The 17,403-nt window shown below is 66.6% G+C and carries 4 protein-coding genes; all 4 read right to left on the bottom strand.

Going from position 1 to position 17,403, the window contains the following annotated elements:
• Positions 1–35 precede the first annotated feature (35 nt).
• Complete coding sequence (locus tag G6N27_RS25140) at positions 36–10,748, bottom strand: non-ribosomal peptide synthetase (RefSeq protein WP_232065101.1); 10,713 nt, start codon at positions 10,746–10,748, stop codon at positions 36–38.
• A gap of 150 nt (positions 10,749–10,898) precedes the next feature.
• A complete protein-coding gene (locus G6N27_RS15010; protein WP_163777093.1) occupies positions 10,899–12,533 on the bottom strand; it encodes a condensation domain-containing protein in 1,635 nt (544 codons plus the stop codon).
• Positions 12,520–17,070 (bottom strand): non-ribosomal peptide synthetase, encoded by a 4,551-nt coding sequence (locus G6N27_RS15005; protein ID WP_163777092.1) that lies wholly within the window; start codon positions 17,068–17,070, stop codon positions 12,520–12,522. The genes G6N27_RS15010 and G6N27_RS15005 overlap by 14 nt, the downstream gene beginning before the upstream one ends.
• Positions 17,060–17,308, bottom strand: coding sequence for an MbtH family protein (locus G6N27_RS15000; protein WP_163777090.1), 249 nt, complete (start codon positions 17,306–17,308; stop codon positions 17,060–17,062). The genes G6N27_RS15005 and G6N27_RS15000 overlap by 11 nt, the downstream gene beginning before the upstream one ends.
• Positions 17,309–17,403: the final 95 nt, after the last annotated feature.

Below are 17,403 nucleotides of genomic sequence, written 5' to 3'. Positions count from 1 at the left end.
TGAGCTCTGCGGCCTGGATCAGCGGCATCGATGGTCTACAGGTCGCCGGCCGGGTTGGCGGTGGGAACTTGTCGCGCAACGTCGGCGTGGCCCAGTTGCCGGCTCAAGCGTCTGATGGTCGGCGCCTCGAAGAGTGTGGTCACCGCGAGATCGATATCGAGGGTTGTGTTGATCGCGGCGATTACTCGCATCGCGGAGAGCGAATCTCCGCCCAGGTCGAAAAATGACTCGTCGAGACCGACGTGGTCTACGGCCAGGACTTGACCGTAAACGCCGGCCAGGATCTGTTCGACCAGCGAAGCCGCGGGTCGATCACCCACCCCATCGTCGTGGTTTTCGGGTGCCGACTCCGGCGTGGTCGTCGCCGGCTGCAGCGCCCAACGCTTACCGTCACCGAGCAGGTCGACCGATGACAGCGGCTGCGCCGGGTCGGCGGTCATGGCCACCAGCAGCTGCTGCAACCGCTCCATCATTGCCTGGATGTCGGCCGTATCGAATACGTCGGTGCGGAATTGGACCCGAAGGTCTAGTTCGCGTCCTGGCACCGCTTGGATCGTCAGCGGGTAGTGGTAGTAGTCGCGGTTGGTGAGCTCGGTGACAACCAATCCATCTGCGCCGGACATCGTGGCAGCGTCAGTCGGGTAGTTCTCGTAGACGAAAACGGTGTCGAACAGTCTCGCCTGTCCGGTGAGGTGGTGGATGTCGCTGAGCGCCAGGTGCTGATGTTCCAGGGTGTGGTTGTGGGCGCGGTGCAGTTGGTCGAGCAGATCGGTGGTGCTGGTCGCGTCGGTGATGGTCGCCCGTACCGGCACGGTGTTGATCAACAGGCCGATCATCGCGTCCGCGCCGGCCACCTCGGCGGGCCGGCCGGAGACCACGGCGCCGAATGCGACATCGTGGTGGCCGGTCAACCACACCAGGAGCTGCGCCCAGGCGCATTGCAGCACGGTGTTGACCGTCGTGTGGGATGACCGCGCCAACTCGCCGATCGCTCGGGTGGTCTGCTCGGGCACGAGCGAGGACGTGACGGCTCGACGCCCCAGCCCCAACCGATCTGGCGGGCCGACCAAGGTGGGAGTCTCGAAACCTTCGAGCACCTCACGCCACGCTGTGCGGGCAGCCTCGCGGTCTCGGCCGGCCAGCCAGGCGATGAAACGGCGGTAGGGGACCGCTGCGGGTAGCCGCTGGCCGTAGTAGCTGGCGAATAGCTCGCTCTGCAAGATCGGCAGCGACCAGCCGTCCAACACGATGTGGTGATTGGTGAGCACAAACCGGTGCTGAGCCTCGCCGGTGCGGATCAACGCCGCCCGAAAGGCGGGCTGGTCGGTGAGGTTGAAGACCGCGTCACGTTCCGCGGCGCACACCTGCTGGATCTGTTCTTCGACATCGACGCCGTCGGGGTCCAGCTCGACATACCGCCAGGGCGCGACGGGATTGGCCGGGACGACCTGCACCGGCTCGTCAAACTGCGGGCAGAAGCGGGCCACCAGGTGCGGGTGCCGGGTCACTACGGTGTTCAGGGCCTCGCGCAGGCGGTGCGGGTCGAGCCGGCCATTCAACGTGATGTCCAGTTGGACCGCGTACACATCATCGCCGGAACCCGGGGCGATGCTGGCGTGAAACAGCAACCCGTGCTGTAGCGGAGTCAGCGCCAAGATATCAGCGACCTGGTGATGGCGGCACAGCTCGTCGATCTGCTGCTGGCTGAGGTGTGCCGGCGCGATGTCCGACGGCGTCAGCCCGCCCCCACCGCGCCGCACGTGCGCGCAGATGCCGGTCAGCGCGTCGAACCACAGCCGACTGAGCCGGTCGATCTGCGCATGGGAAAGGGCCGAGGGCGCCCACGTCCAGCCGGCGCGCAGCCGCGGGCCGGTGTCGGTGTCGACAGTGCCCGCGTTGAGCTCCACGGTGTGCATCAACGGCATGGGAATCGCCAGGGCAACGCCGGTGACCAGATAGCCGTCCTCGCGGATCTCCCAGATATCACCGGATGCCTCGACCCCCGTCGCACCAAGCCGCCCCAAATAGTTGAACCCGATTGCTGGATCTGACCCCTCCAGATCGACATCGGGGTTCAGGTAGCGCAGCAGCCCGTAAGTCAGCGGATCCGGCAGGGCGCGCAGCTGCTCTTTGGCGTCCTTGATCAGCGCTCCCAACCCTGCCTCGCCGGCGACCACCTGCGCCCAGGACAGCCCGCCCGCCGTCAATGACACCGGGTATTTGGTGGTGAACCAGCCCACGGTGCGCGACAACTCGACGTCGGCGGCCAGCTCATCGTGGCGCCCGTGACCCTCGGCGTCGATAACGATCGGCGCACTACCGGTGCCCAAAAACTCCGCGCACGCCAAGGCGAACGCGATCAACAGAATGTCGTTGATCCCAGCGTGAAATGCCGCCGGCACCTCACCCAACAGCATCCGGGTTGTGTCGGTGTCCAACTCCACCGACAAGTTGCCCGCACAGGCATAGGTATCAACCGCCGGCTGCACCGCAGGCAGGGCCGCCGCCGGTACCGCCGCGATCTGCCGCCAGGCATCCGCCCGAGCAACGACCTCTGGGCGGCGCGCGTGATCGGCCAGCAGCGACGCCCACCGGGCAAACGACATTCCTCCAGTGGGCAACACCACCGGCTGCCCGGTGCGGTGCTGGGCCCACGCGAGATTGAGGTCTTCCAGCAGGATGCGCCACGACACCCCGTCGACCGCCAAGTGGTGAATGATCACCACCAACTGCGCCGTGGGCACCACCCACAGCGCGCTGAGCATCACCCCGGCGGTCGGGTCCAACCGTGACCGCGCCGCGACAACCGCCTCGTCGGACAACGCGTCGACGGTCTGTAAGCAGGCTCGCGCATCCACCGACCCGGCCTCGGGCACGGTCAGCGACCAGCCCCCGGCGCCGTCATCGTCGACGCGCAGCCGCAGCATGGCATGGCGATCCAGTAACGCCTGCAACACGGTGGTCACATCGGCTTCGGTGACGCCGACGGGAGCCTGCACCAGCACCGCCTGGTTGAACTGGTCCGTCGGGCCGTCAACACCGGCAAGCCAGCAGATTATCGGGGTAGCGGGCAGCGGGCCCACACCCTCATCGATCACCTCGCCGGCGTCGCTGGCCACCCCGGCCACCCGCGCCAGCCGGGCCACGGTCTGCTCCACAAAGACATCACGCGGCCGACACACCACACCGGCGGCACGCGCCCGGGCCACCACTTGCATGGACAAGATGCTGTCGCCGCCCAGCTCGAAGAACGATTCGTCGACCCCGACCCGTTCCAGCCCCAAGACCTGCGCGTAGATGCCGGCGAGGATCTCCTCAACCGCGTCGGCCGGGGCGCGATATTGCTCGCCCTCTTGGTATTCCGGTGCCGGCAGGGCACGAGTGTCGAGTTTGCCGTTGACCGTCAGTGGCAGTGCATCCAGTACCACCACCGCGGCCGGAACCATATAGGCGGGCAGCCGCTCGGCCAGTACAGCACGTGCGGTCGCCGGGTCGGCGGTTCCGGTGACGTAGCCCACCAACCGTTTGTCGCCGGGGCGGTCCTCGCGGGCGATCACCACCGCCTGATCAACACCTTGGAGCTCACTCAAAGCGGCTTGGACCTCACCGAGTTCGATGCGGTAGCCGCGGATCTTGACCTGCTCATCGGCGCGCCCCACGTAGCGCAGCTGCCCATCGGCTCCCCACCAGACCAGATCCCCGGTGCGATACATGCGCGAGCCGGCATTGCCGAACGGGCACGCCACGAAGCGCGTCGCGGTCAATCCCGCCCGGCCGACATATCCATACGCGGTGCCGGCTCCGGCCACATACAACTCCCCGACCACACCCGCCGGCACCGGCTGCAACGACGTATCGAGCACAACGAAGCCGAGATGGGCCAGCGGCACGCCGATCGGGCTCACCGTGCTGTCGACATCGCCGCCGAGGATCTCGCGGAACGAGGCATGCACCGTCGTCTCGGTGATGCCGTACATGTTGATCAGCCGCGGTGAACCCGGATGACTGTCCAGCCACGCGCCAAGACGTTGGGGCTCCAGCGCCTCACCGCCGAACACCACCGCGTCGAGCTTGAGCTGACGGCCCAGCTCGGGCGACAACCGGTCGGCGGTTTGCAAGGCATAGAACGCTGACGGGGTCTGGCTCAGGACATTGACCTGTTCGGCAACCAGCAGGGCGTGGAAGTCTTCCGGTGAGCGCACCACCGAGTCAGGCACCATCAGCAGCCGCCCACCGTGCAACAGCGCGCCGAAGATCTCCCACACCGAGAAGTCGAAGGCCAGGGAATGACACTGCGTCCACACCTGCCCCGCCGACATCCCCAACTCGGCGTCCAAGACCTCCAGTAACCGAGTCACGTTGCGGTGCGGAATGGCCACCCCCTTCGGGGTTCCCGTGGTGCCCGAGGTGTAGATCAGGTAAGCGATGTCGTCAGGAGCCGGCGCCGGCAATGCGGTCGACGGTTGGCCGGCGACGGCGGGATCATCCACGTCGACGACCAGTAGACCGTGCCCATCCAGCCGATCGGCCAACCCTGCCGTGGTGATCGCCGCGATCGGCTCGGCGTCATCGAGGACGAACGCAATCCGGGCCTCCGGAACCGCCGGATCGATCGGCACGTAAGCCGCGCCGGTCTTGAGCACCGCGAAAATCGCGACGATCGCGTCAGCTGACCGCGGCAACACCAGCGCCACCCGGCGCCCCGGGCCCACACCTCGGCCGATTAACCAGTGCGCCAACCGATTCGATGCCTGATCCAGCTCAAGGTAGCTCATCGAGCCGCCGTCCCAGCGGACCGCCACCTGCTGCGGAGCCCGCCTCACCTGCGCGGCAAATACCGTCGGGATCGAGGTCGGCGCGCTAACCGGCGCGGTCAACGCCGCCCGGTTGCCCCACTCTTCAAGCCGGGCATGCTCAGCTCGATCGAGGACATCGACGGCCGACAAACGCTGGGTCGGGTCGGCGGTCATTGCCGCGAGCACCCGCCGCAACCGCTCGACCAGCGTCTGGATGCTGGCCGCGTCGAACACGTCGGTGCGGAACTCCACCGCCCCGCCGATCCCGGCGGGTTCACCGGCCATGTCCCAGCGTTCGGCCAACGAAAACGACAGATCCACCCGGGCGGCGCGGGTGTCCACCGGAATCGGGGTGACCTGCAAGTCACCGAGTGGCACTGCGGCGGTCGGGTGGCCGGAATCGCCAGGTAGGTTCTGCCAGGCCAACATCACCTGCACGAGCGGATGATGGGTCAGACTTCGGGTGGGGTTGAGGCGATCGACCAGCACCTCGAAGGGCACATCTTGGTGTTCGTAGGCGGCCAGGCTGCGTTGACGCGCCTGCGCAAGCAAATCGGCAACGGTCGGATCACCGGCCAGATCAAGTCGCAGCACCAGGGTATTGACGAAGAAACCCACCAGCCCATCCAGCGCGGGGTCGCGCCGCCCGGCGATCGGGAAGCCCACTGCCACATCGGAACTCGCGCTGAGCTTGGCCAGCAGCACCGCCAGCGCGGTCTGCAGCACCATGAAACTGGTCGCGTTGTGTTCGCGCGCCATCCGAACAACCTGCTGCTGCAACTCGACAGGCCAGTCCACCGCGACGGTGGCGCCGCATTGATCGGCGACCGGCGGATAGGGTCGATCGGTCGGGAGCGCAAGCCGCTCGGGCATGCCGGCCAGGGCCTGCTGCCAGTAACCAAGCTGCCCGCCGATGCGGCTGTGGCTGTCGTCGAGATCACCGAACTGCGCGCGCTGCCAGAGCGTGTAATCGATGTACTGCACCGGCAATTCGGCCCAGTCCGGGGCTCGGCCCGCACACCGGCAGGCATAAGCCGTCCCCAGATCATTCACCAGCGGAGCGACCGACCAGCCGTCCGCGGCGATGTGGTGCGCAACAGCCACTAGCACATGCTCGTCGTCGGCGACTTGAAAAAGCTGTGCGCGCAAAGGGATTTCGGTAGCGAGATCAAAGGTGTGCCGCGCCGCCTCGCCGAGGGCCTCTTCCAACCGGCTGGCCGGCCAGCCGGTGGCATCGACAACCTGCCAACCGAAGTCGGCCTGCTCGCGCTCTATCACGCTTTGCTGGGGAACTCCGTCGGGTGCGGCAAACAGCGTGCGCAGGCTTTCATGGCGGCCCACCACGTCGGAAAGCGCGGTAGCCAATACATCGGGATCGAGCCGTCCACGCAGTCGCAATGCCACCGCCAGGTTGTAAACCGGCGACGGCCCCTGCAATTGGTCGATAAACCACAACCGGCTCTGCGCGAACGACAACGGAACCACCGCAGGGCGCTCGACGGCGACCAACGGCTCGAGCAGATCCTCATCCGCCCCAATACGGAGCGCCAACTGGGCCACCGCGGGCGCCTCGAAGACGGCGCGCACCTTGAGCCCGCTACCCATGTCGTTGTTGATCGCAGCGACCAGGCGCATCGCCGAGAGCGAATCCCCGCCCAAATCGAAAAATGAGTCATCCACCCCGACCCGCTCGAGCCCGAGCACATGGGCGTAAATGCCGGCCAGGATTTCCTCGGCCGGGGTGCTCGGAGCGCGGTAACGATCGGCGTCGTCGTACTCAGGTACCGGCAAGGCCCGTTTGTCGAGTTTGCCGTTGACCGTCAACGGCAGCGCCGTCAACGCCACCAACGTCGCCGGAACCATGTAGCCCGGGAGCCGTTCGGCCAATGCGGCGCGAACCGTTGCCGCCTCGGCGGTCCCGGTCACGTACCCCACCAAGCGCGTTACGCCGGGGTGGTCTTCGCGGGCGATCACCACCGCCTGCTCGACGCCGTCGAGGGCGGCCATGGCGGCCTCGATTTCACCCGGCTCGATGCGGTAACCGCGGATCTTCAGCTGCTCGTCGGCGCGCCCGAGGTATTGCAGTTGGCCGTCAGCGCGCCATCGCACCAGATCCCCGGTGCGGTACATCCGAGTGCCCGGCGCGCCGAACGGGCACGCCACAAACCGCGAACCCGTCAACCCCGCCCGACCCAGATACCCAAGCCCTACGCCACGACCGGCCACATACAACTCCCCGACCACTCCGGGCGGTACCGGCCGCAATGACTCGTCGAGTACGAACAGCGCCGAAGTCGAAACCGGCGCACCGATCGGCACCACATCGGTTCCGGCCGACAGCGGTGCGCTCAGCGAGGCATATACCGTGGCTTCGGTTGGGCCGTAGGCGTTGATCACCACCCGGCCGGGCGCCCACCGCTCCACCACCTCGGCCGAACATGCCTCGCCACCGAGCAGCAACGCCACCGACTCCAGCCCCGCCGGCCTGAGCGCGGCCACTGCCGACGGGGTTTGGGTAAGCACATTGACCCGTTCCCCGACCAGCAGCGCGTGGAAGTCGTCCGGTGAGCGAACCACTGAATCGGGGACCACCACCAGCCGCCCGCCACCTAACAGCGCGGCCCAGATCTCCCACACCGAGAAGTCGAAAGCATACGAGTGACATTGCGTCCACACCTGTGCCGCCGGCAGGCCGTGCGGCGACGACGCCGCCAAATGGTTCACGTTGTGGTGGGTGACGGCCACCCCCTTGGGCACACCGGTGGTGCCCGAGGTGTAGATCAGGTAGGCGATGTCGTCGGGGCCCGGCACCACCGGCAACGCCGTGCCGGGTTGGGTGTGGATCGCGGGGTCATCAATATCGATCACCACAAGGTCGCGCTCGTGCAGCCGGCCGCGCAACTCTGGGGTGGTGATCGCGGCGATCGGCGCGGCGTCGTCGAGCATGAATTCGATCCGCGCGTCGGGCAGTGCGGGGTCGATCGCCAGGTATGCCGCTCCGGTCTTCAGCACCGCCAGCATGGCGACAACGGCCTGAGCCGAACGCTCCAAGAGCAATGCGACGCATGCACCCTGGTGGACACCTCGGTCGGACAGCAAGTGCGCCAACCGGTTAGCGGCCTCATCGAGTTTCCGATAGGTAAGCGACAGGTTCCCAGAGGTTAGCGCCTCCGCCGCCGGTATACGGGCCACCTGTGCGGCGAACAGCACCGGAACTGACACCCGCGCGGGTGTCAGTTGCGTCAACGCCGCCCGGTTGCCCCACCGATCCAACTGGGCGTGCTCAGCCTCATCGAGCACGTCTACCGACGACAGCCGCCGAGCCGGATCGGCGGTCATCGTCGCCACCACCCGCTGCAACCGCTCGATCAGCGTATGGATGCTGGCGGCGTCGAATACATCGGTGCGGAACTCCACCGCGCCGCCGATGCCCGCGGGTTCGCCGGCCTTGTTCCAGCGTTCGGCCAACGAAAACGAGAGGTCCACCCGGGCGGTGCGGGTGTCTACGGGCATCGGGGTGACCGACAGGTCACCGAGCGTCAATCCGCCGGCGGTGTCGGCGGTATCGCCGGACAGGTGTTGCCAGTCCAACATCACCTGCACCAGCGGATGGTGAGTCAAGGATCGAGTCGGGTTGAGCCGTTCGACGATGACTTCGAATGGGACATCTTGGTGCTCATAGGCGGCCAGGCTGCGCGTCCGGACCTGGTCCAGCAGTTCGGCGATGGTGGGATCGCCGGTCAGGTCGACTCGCAGCACCAAGGTATTGACGAAGAAACCCACCAACTCATCGAGGGCCGGGTCGCGTCGTCCGGCGATCGGGAACCCCACTGCCACATCGGAACTCGCGCTGAGCTTGGCCAGTAGCACCGCCAGCGCAGTCTGCAGCACCATGAAGTTCGTCACGTTGTGCTCGCGAGCCACCCGAATAACGTTCTGCTGCAACTCAACCGGCCAGTCGACCGCAACGGTGGCGCCGCGTTGATCGGCAACCAGGGGATAAGGCCGATCCGTCGGGAGCGCAAGCCGCTCGGGCATGCCGGCCAGGGCCTGCTGCCAGTAACCCAGCTGCGCGGCGATGGGACTGCCGTCGTCGTCGATGTCGCCAAGTTGGGCGCGCTGCCACAGCGTGTAATCCACGTATTGCACCGCCAACGGCGCCCAGTCCGGCGCCTGCCCGGCAGACCGGCGGGCATAGGCCGTTGCGAGATCCCGCACCAGTGGGGTGACCGACAAGCCATCGGCGGCGATGTGGTGTACCACGCCCACCAACACGTGCTCTTCCTCGCCAACGCGGAAAAGCCTTGCCTGCAACGGGATTTCAGCGGCCAGGTCAAAACTGTGCCGCGCCGCTTCTTCGATGGCCTGACCCAGGCGGCTTTCCGGCCAGCTGGTGGCGTCGATGATCTGCCAGCCGAAGTCGGCCTTTTCGCGCTCCATCACGCACTGCCGGGGTATGCCGTCGGTGGCAATGAACAGTGTGCGCAGGCTTTCATGGCGGCTCACCACGTCGGAAAGCGCAGCGGCTAACGCGTTGGCATCCAGCCGGCCGACCAGCCGCAACGCCACTGCCATGTTGTAAACAGATGACGGTCCCTGCAACTGATCGATAAACCACAACCGGTTCTGCGCAAACGACAGCGGAACCACATCCGGCCGTTGCTGCGCGGTGAGCGGTGTGGCGGTGGGTTGTGCGGTGTGGGGTCGTATCTGTTGGGCGAGTGCGGCGACGGTGGGGTGGTCGAAGATGGTTTGGACGCGCAGGTCGGTGTCGAGTTCGGCTCTGATACGTGCGGCCAGGCGCATCGCAAGTAGTGAGTGGCCGCCGAGGTCGAAGAATGAGTCGTCGATGCCGACTTTGTCGACGCCGAGGGTGTGGGTGTAGAGGTCGGCGAGGGTTTGTTCGAGGTCGTCGGTGGGGGCTCGGAAGTGTTCGTGGTGCTGGTATTCGGGTGCCGGCAGGGCCCGTTTGTCGAGTTTGCCGTTGACGGTCAGTGGCATGTCGTCGAGGACCACCAGGGCGGCGGGCACCATGTACGCCGGGAGCTGATCGGCGAGCGCGGCGCGCGTCGCCGCTGGGTCGGCGGTGCCGGTGATGTAGCCGATTAGGCGCTTGTCACCCGGGTGGTCTTCGCGGGCGATCACCACCGCCTGCGTTACCCCGTCGAGGGCGCTGAGTGCGGCCTGGACCTCGCCGAGTTCGATGCGATAGCCGCGGATCTTGACCTGTTCATCGGCGCGCCCCACATACCGCAGCTGTCCGTCGGCACCCCACTTGACCAGATCCCCGGTGCGGTACATGCGCATCCCCGGGGCTCCGAATGGGCAGGCGACAAACCGCGAGCCGGTCAACCCGGCCCGGCCCACATATCCCAGGCCGACACCGCGACCGGCGATATACAACTCGCCGACCACACCCGCCGGCACCGGCCGCAACCACCCATCCAGCACAAAAAAGGCGGCCCCCGACACCGGCGGACCGATCGGGACCTCGCCCGAATTCGCCTTCAACGGCGCACTGATCGCCACGTCCACCGTGGTCTCGGTAGGGCCGTAGACATTGACCATCACGCGCCCGGGCGCCCACCGATCCACCACCTCGGCTGGACAGGGCTCAGCGCCTACCACCAACGCCACCGAATCCAGCCCCTCTGACGCCAGTGCCCCTGCAGCAGAAGCGGTTTGGCTGAGGACGGTGACGTGTTCTGTGACGAGGAGGGTGTGGAGGTCTTGGGGTGAGCGGGTGATGGGTTCGGGGATTACGACGAGGCGTCCGCCATCCAACAACGCGCCGAAGATCTCCTGAACCGAAGCGTCGAAGCCTAGGGAGTGCCATTGTGACCAGACTGCTGCAGGGGGTAGGGGGGCGTGCAGTGAGTCCATGAGTTGGGTGACGTTGTGGTGGGTGATGGCGACGCCTTTGGGGGTGCCGGTGGTGCCTGAGGTGTAGATCAGGTAGGCGATGTTGTGGGGGTCGGGTGGGGGTGGCGCGGTGTCGGGGTGGTGGGTGAGGGTGGGGTCGTGGATGTCGATGACGGTGCCGGTGCGTCCGTGCAGGCGCCGGTGCAGGTCGGTGGTGGTGATGACGGTGATGGGGTGGCGTCATCGAGCAGGAAACCGATCCGGGGTCGGGTAGTGCGGGTCGATGGGCAGGTAGGCGGCCCCGGTTTTGAGGATCGCCAGGATGGCCACGATCGCGTGGGTGGTGCGCGGTAGGAGCAGCGCGACGCGTTGTCCGGGGCCGGCGTGGTGGGCGATGAGCAGATGTGCGAGCCGGTTGGCGGCTTGGTCGAGTTCGCGGTAGGTCATCGACAGTTGGCCGTCGCTGACCGCGACCGCGTGCGGGACACGGGCTACCTGGGTGGCGAACAGTTCCGGGATGGAGGCCGCAGGGGGTGCCGGCGCGGTGAGCACCGCCTGGTTGCCCCAGTGGTGCAGGCGGGCGTGTTCGGCGGGGTCGAGCACATCGATGCAGGACAGCGCGGTGTGGGGGTTGGTGGTCATGGCGCCCAGCAGCGCGGTGAAGCGTGCGAGCAGGGTGTCGATGGTGGCGGGGTCGAACACCTCGGTGTCGTATTCGGCGCGCAGTGTCAGTGCGGGGCCGGGCAGGGCTTGGATGGCCAGCGGGTAGTGGTTGTATTCGCGGGTGCTGTACCCGGTGACGGCCAGGCCGTCGATGCCCAGCGCGGCGGTGGTGTCCAGCGGATAGTTCTCGTAGACGAACAAGGTGTCAAACAGCTGCTCGTGGCCGGTGAGGCGGTGGATGTCGCTCAGCGCCAGGTGCTGGTGGTCCAGGGTGTGGTGGTGGGCGTGGTGCAGCTGGTCGAGCAGGCCGGCGGTGGTGGTCGTCGCGGTGGCGGTCGCGCGCACCGCGATGGTGTTGATCAACAGGCCCACCATCGACTCCGCGCCGGCCAGCTCGACCGGGCGGCCCGAGACCGTGGTGCCGAAGACGACATCATGCTGGCCGGTCCAGCCCATCAGCAGCTGCGCATAGGCCGCGTGCAACACGATGTTGACGGTGGTGTGGCACGAGCGGGCCAGCTCGGTGACCGCCTCGGTGAGCTGGCCGGGCAGCTGACACGACGCCACCGCGCGCCGGCCCAGCCCGCAGCGGCCCGGCGGGCCCACCACGGTGGGGGTGTCCACACCGGCCAGCACCTGAGCCCAGGCCGCCCGGGCGGTGGCCGCATCACGGCCGGCCAGCCAGGTGACAAACCGGCGATACGGTCCGGCCGGTGCCAGCGGCTGGCCGGCGTAACTGGCGAACAATTCGCCCACCAGGATCGGCAACGACCAGCCATCCATCACGATGTGGTGATTGGTCAACACAAAACGGTGCTCATCGTCGCCGGTGCGGATCAGCACCGCCCGAAACACCGGCCGATCACCCAACTCGCACACCGCGGCGCGCTCAGCAGCACACACCTGCTCGATCTGGTCCTCGACAGCACCGCCCTCGGCGCCGACATCGACATAACGCCACGGCACCCACGGATCAGCCGGAACGATCTGCACCGGCTCGTCGAAACGCTCCGAGAACCGCGCCGCCAAATGCGGATGCCGCATCACCACCGCATACAACGCATCCCGCAACCGATGCGCATCCAGCCCACCACGCAACCCGATAACCAGCTGCACCGCATACACATCATCGCCAGAACCACGCGCCGTACTGGCATGAAACAACAACCCCTGCTGCAACGGAGTCAACGGCAAAACATCAGCGATCCGCATACAACCGCTCAAGCTCGTCGATCTGCTGCTGACTCAATCCACCAACCGCAAGATCCGACGGCGTCAACCCGCCCCCACCGCGGCGCACATTTGCGCAGATCCCGGTCAGGGCGTCAAACCACAACTGGCCCAGCCGGCTGACCTGTGCGTGGTCCAGCGCCGAAGGCGCCCACCACCAGGCGGCGCGCAGGAACGGACCGAAATCGGTATCGATGATGCCGGCGTTGAGCTCGACGGTGTGCGCCAACGGCATTGGCAACCTCAAGCCGGCGTCGATGTTGGACAAGCCGTCCCAACTGATCTGCCATCCATCACCGGACTCGCCCGCCCCGGCGCCCAACCGCCCCAAATAGTTGAACCCGATCGGCGGATCGGACTCGTTGAGGTCCACCTCGGGATTCAGATACCGCAGCAGCCCGTAAGTCAGCGGATCCGGCAGGGCGCGCAGCTGCTCTTTCGCGTCCTTGATCAGCGCTCCCAACCCCGCATCACCGTCCACCACCTGCGTCCAGGACAGCCCGCCCACCGCCAACGCCACCGGGTATTTGGTGGTAAACCAACCGACGGTGCGCGACAGGTCAATATCGGGCGCCAGCTCATTGTGGCGCCCGTGGCCCTCCACATCGATGCCGACCGGTGCGGCACCGGTGCCCAAGAACTCCGCACACGCCAAGGCGAACGCGATCAACAAAATCTCGTGTATGCCGGTGTGAAACGCCGTGGGCACCTCGCCCAAAAGGACGCGGGTCACTTCCGCGTCCAACGCCATCGAGAGCTGCCCGACGTTGGCGTAGGTATCCACCTCGGGGCGTACCGCCGGCAACGCCGCCGGCGTCGCCGCCACCTGCCGCCACGCCGGTGCCTGCTGCACGACTTCTGGGCGGCTCGCGTGCTCGGCCAGCAGCTCCGACCACCGGGCAAACGAGGTCCCCGGCGCCGGCAACTCCACCTGCTGCCCGTGGTGGTGCTGGGCCCAGGCGATGTTGAGGTCTTCCAACAGGATCCGCCACGACACGCCGTCGACGGCGAGGTGGTGCACTATCGACACCAAACGGGCGGTAGAGGTCACCCATATCGCGCTGAGCATTATCCCGGCGGCCGGGTTCAACCGCGACCCCGCCGTCAGCATCGCCGCATCGGACAGCGCCTCTACTGTCAGGAGGCAGTCGCGGGCATCCACCGACCCGGCTTCGGGCACGTGGAACGACCAACCGCCGGCGCCGTCGTCCTCGGCCCGCAGCCGCAACATGGCATGCCGATCGAGCAACGCCTGCAACAGCACCACCACGTCGGCCTCGGTCGCGCCCGCGGGGGCCTGCACCACCGTGGTCTGGTTGAAGTGCTGGACGGGACCATCGACGCTTGCCAGCCAACGCATGATCGGGGTCGCAACCACCGGCCCGATGCCTTCATCGACCGATGTCACCGCACCTTCGACCACTCTGGCCAGCCGGGCCACGGTCTGCTCGACGAATACGTCGCGCGGCCGGCACACCAGACCGGCGGCGCGTGCTCGGGACACCACTTGCATCGACAGGATGCTGTCGCCGCCGAGTTCGAAGAACGATTCGTCGACTCCGACCCGTTCCAGCCCCAGTACTTGGGCGTAGATGCCGGCGAGGATCTCCTCAACCGCGTGAGCCGGGGCTCGATAATGATCGGCATCCTGATATTCGGGCGCGGGCAGGGCTCGGGTGTCCAGCTTGCCGTTGACCGTCAGCGGCAGTGCGTCGAGCGCGACCACGACGGCGGGCACCATGTAGGCGGGTAGGCGCTCGGCCAGCTCGGTACGCGCGACGGCCGGGTCGGTGGTGCCGGTGACATACCCGACCAGGCGCTTGTCGCCGGGTCGGTCCTCACGGGCGATCACCACCGCCTGCTCTACCCCGTCCAGCGCACTCAGCGCGGCCTGGACCTCGCCGAGTTCGATGCGATGACCGCGGATCTTGACCTGTTGGTCGGCGCGGCCCACGTAACGCAGGTGCCCGTCAGCGCCCCACCAGACCAGGTCTCCGGTGCGATACATCCGTGCACCGGGCCCGCCGAACGGGCAGGCCACGAACCGTGTCCCGGTGAGACCGGTTCGGCCCACGTATCCGTACGCCGCGCCGGCGCCGGCCACGTACAGTTCCCCGACCACACCCGCCGGCACCGGCTGCAACCACGCGTCGAGAACGAAGAAGCCGAGATGGGCCAGCGGTACCCCGATCGGGCTCACCACGTTGTCCACATCGCTGCCGAGGATCTCCCGGAACGAGGCGTGCACCGTCGTCTCGGTGATGCCGTACATGTTGATCAGCCGCGGGAAACCCGGGTGGGCCTGTAGCCAGCTGGTGAGGCGTTGGGGTTCCAGCGCCTCACCACCGAATACCACTGCCTGAAGCTTCAGCTGGCGTCCCAGCTCGGGCTGGAGTGCATCGGCGGTCTGCAGGGCATAGAACGCAGACGGAGTCTGACTCAGAACACTGACCTGCTCGGCGACTAGCAACGCGTGCAGTTCCTCGGGTGAGCGCACCACCGCGTCGGGCACCACTACCACGCGGCCGCCGTAGAGCAACGCCCCCCAGATCTCCCACACCGAGAAGTCGAACGCCAACGAATGACACTGCGACCACACCTGGCCCGCCAGCTCCAGATCGGAGTCCAGTGTCTGGAGCAACCGCGTCACGTTGCGGTGCGGGATCGCCACTCCCTTGGGGGTTCCGGTGGTTCCGGATGTGTATATGAGGTAGGCGATGTCATCGGGGGCCGGTCCAGGCAGCGCGGTGTCGGGTTGAGCGCTGACGGCGGAGTCGTTGACGTCGACGACCCGCAGATCGTGCCCGTCCAGTCGCGGGCGCAACTCGGCGGTGGTGATCGCGGCGATCGGCGCGGCATCCGTGAGCACGAATTCCATCCGCGCCACCGGCACCGACGGGTCGATGGGGACATACGCGGCCCCGGTTTTCGAGACCGCCAACATCGCCACAACCGCCTCGGCGGAGCGCTCCAACAGCAGCGCGACTCGTTGCCCGGGGCCCACCCCCTCGCAGACCAACAGATGTGCCAACCGGTTGGCCGCCTGCTCGACTTCACGGTAGGTCCACGAACGCTCGCCGTCGGTGATCGCCACCGCTTCCGGGACGCGGGCCACCTGGGCGGCGAACGCCGTCTGGATCGACACCGGCGCCGGTGTCGGCTGGTCTAACGCAGCCCGGTTGCCCCACCCGTCCAGCCCGGCGTGCTCGCTGTCGTCGAGCAGATCCATCGACGAGAGCCGCCGGCTCGGGTCGGCGGTCATCGCCACCAGCAACCGGCTCAGCCGTCGTGCCAGATCGGCGACGTCGAAATTCGAGAACGGCCCTTCGGCGCCCGCCGTGCTCAGGAACAGCTGGTCACCGGCGCCGGAGAAAATCAACCCGAAGTCGCCCACCTGGCCGGGATTGGTGAACGATGCCGATGCCTCCACGCCGGCGAAGTCCATCGTCATCTTGGACGGCATGAAATTGATGCTGACCCTGTTGACGCGATGGTCCGAGCGGCCGGGGTGGGCCTTGCGTTCCAGGGCGTGCACCGGATACCGCTGGTGCTGCAGTGCTTCCCGTACTCGGGTGTCGACATGTGCACAGAATTCGGCCACCGTGGCTCCGGGCGAAACACTCAACACCAGCGGCACCGCCCCGGAAATCATCCCGGGAAGCGTCTTCGACTCCCGACGCACTCGCCTGCTGACCGGGAAGTCGAGCACGACCTCCGAACTCTCGGCGCACCAACCACGCACCAGCAGTGCACACGCCGCGGTGATGACCGACGAGCGAGGCATGTTCCACGTCTCGGATAACTCTTGAACGTGGCGAAGGACTGCCGGGTCCAGGCGAACCGGCGCAGACGGCGAATGCGGATCCACCTTGCCCGCGGCGTTCGGCAACCGATAGTTGGGGTCGCTTTCCGGTGCAAGATTCTGCGCCCAGTAGGCCTCGTCATCCAGGTATTCGGCGGACCCCTCGTATTCGGATTCGTAACGAACCAGGTCCTGCAGCGAACCGAAGAAGGCAGGAGGAATGGGTGCGCCAGAAACTATCGCGGCGTAGACCGTTGCGATGCGATGGGCGAGAAGTGTGATCCCGGATCCGTCGACGACAATGTGGTGGAAGCACCCGAACAAATAGAACTCGTCGACCCACGTCCGGAACAAGGCGAATGAGAACAGCGGGCCGGACGGCGGCATGGGCGTCTGCTGGATCGATGCGGCGATGGCGCGGGCTTCCTGGACCGGATGGCGCGTGTCGCTCAGATCGTGAAAGGCCACCTCGACGTCGGCGTCGTCGACTGCCCGCTGGAAGACCTGCCCGTCGTCCTCGAAGATCGTGGCCCTGACTGGTTCGGCCTCTGCGACCACGTGCCGAATCGCCTGCGTGAGCAGGTCGGGCTGGATCTCGCCGTCGAATCGCACCAGCACGCCCAGCTGCCAATCGATGCTGGAGTGGCCGGTTTCCTGCGCAAGCCAGATGTCGAGCTGTCCACGCGTCAGCGGGAGTGCACTCTTGTTAAGAGCCATTCGGTGTACCTATCGAAACCCCCTGTCTCGATGCCAACCCCTCGCGCAGGCTTTTCGGCCGGATATCGGTCCAGTTCTGTTCGATGTAGTCCAGACACGCTGCGCGATCCCCCTCGCCGTACACCACCCGCCAGCCAGCCGGAACCTCCGCGAACGCCGGCCACAGGCTGTGCTGTTCCTCGTCGTTGACCAAGACGAAAAAGCTGCCGTCGCCGTCGTCGAACGGATTGATGCTCACCGTGTCTCCAGACCGTCTAATCGACATGGGTACAACAAGTTCTTGACCATACTGGAGCCTCTTACGGTTGTCTAAATGTTTGGAGTAGAAGTCTG

This window comes from Mycobacterium cookii (genome assembly GCF_010727945.1).
Classification (GTDB): Bacteria; Actinomycetota; Actinomycetes; order Mycobacteriales; family Mycobacteriaceae; genus Mycobacterium; species Mycobacterium cookii.
Note: the sequence above shows the minus strand (reverse complement) of the source record. Positions and strands in the feature narration are given on the sequence as shown.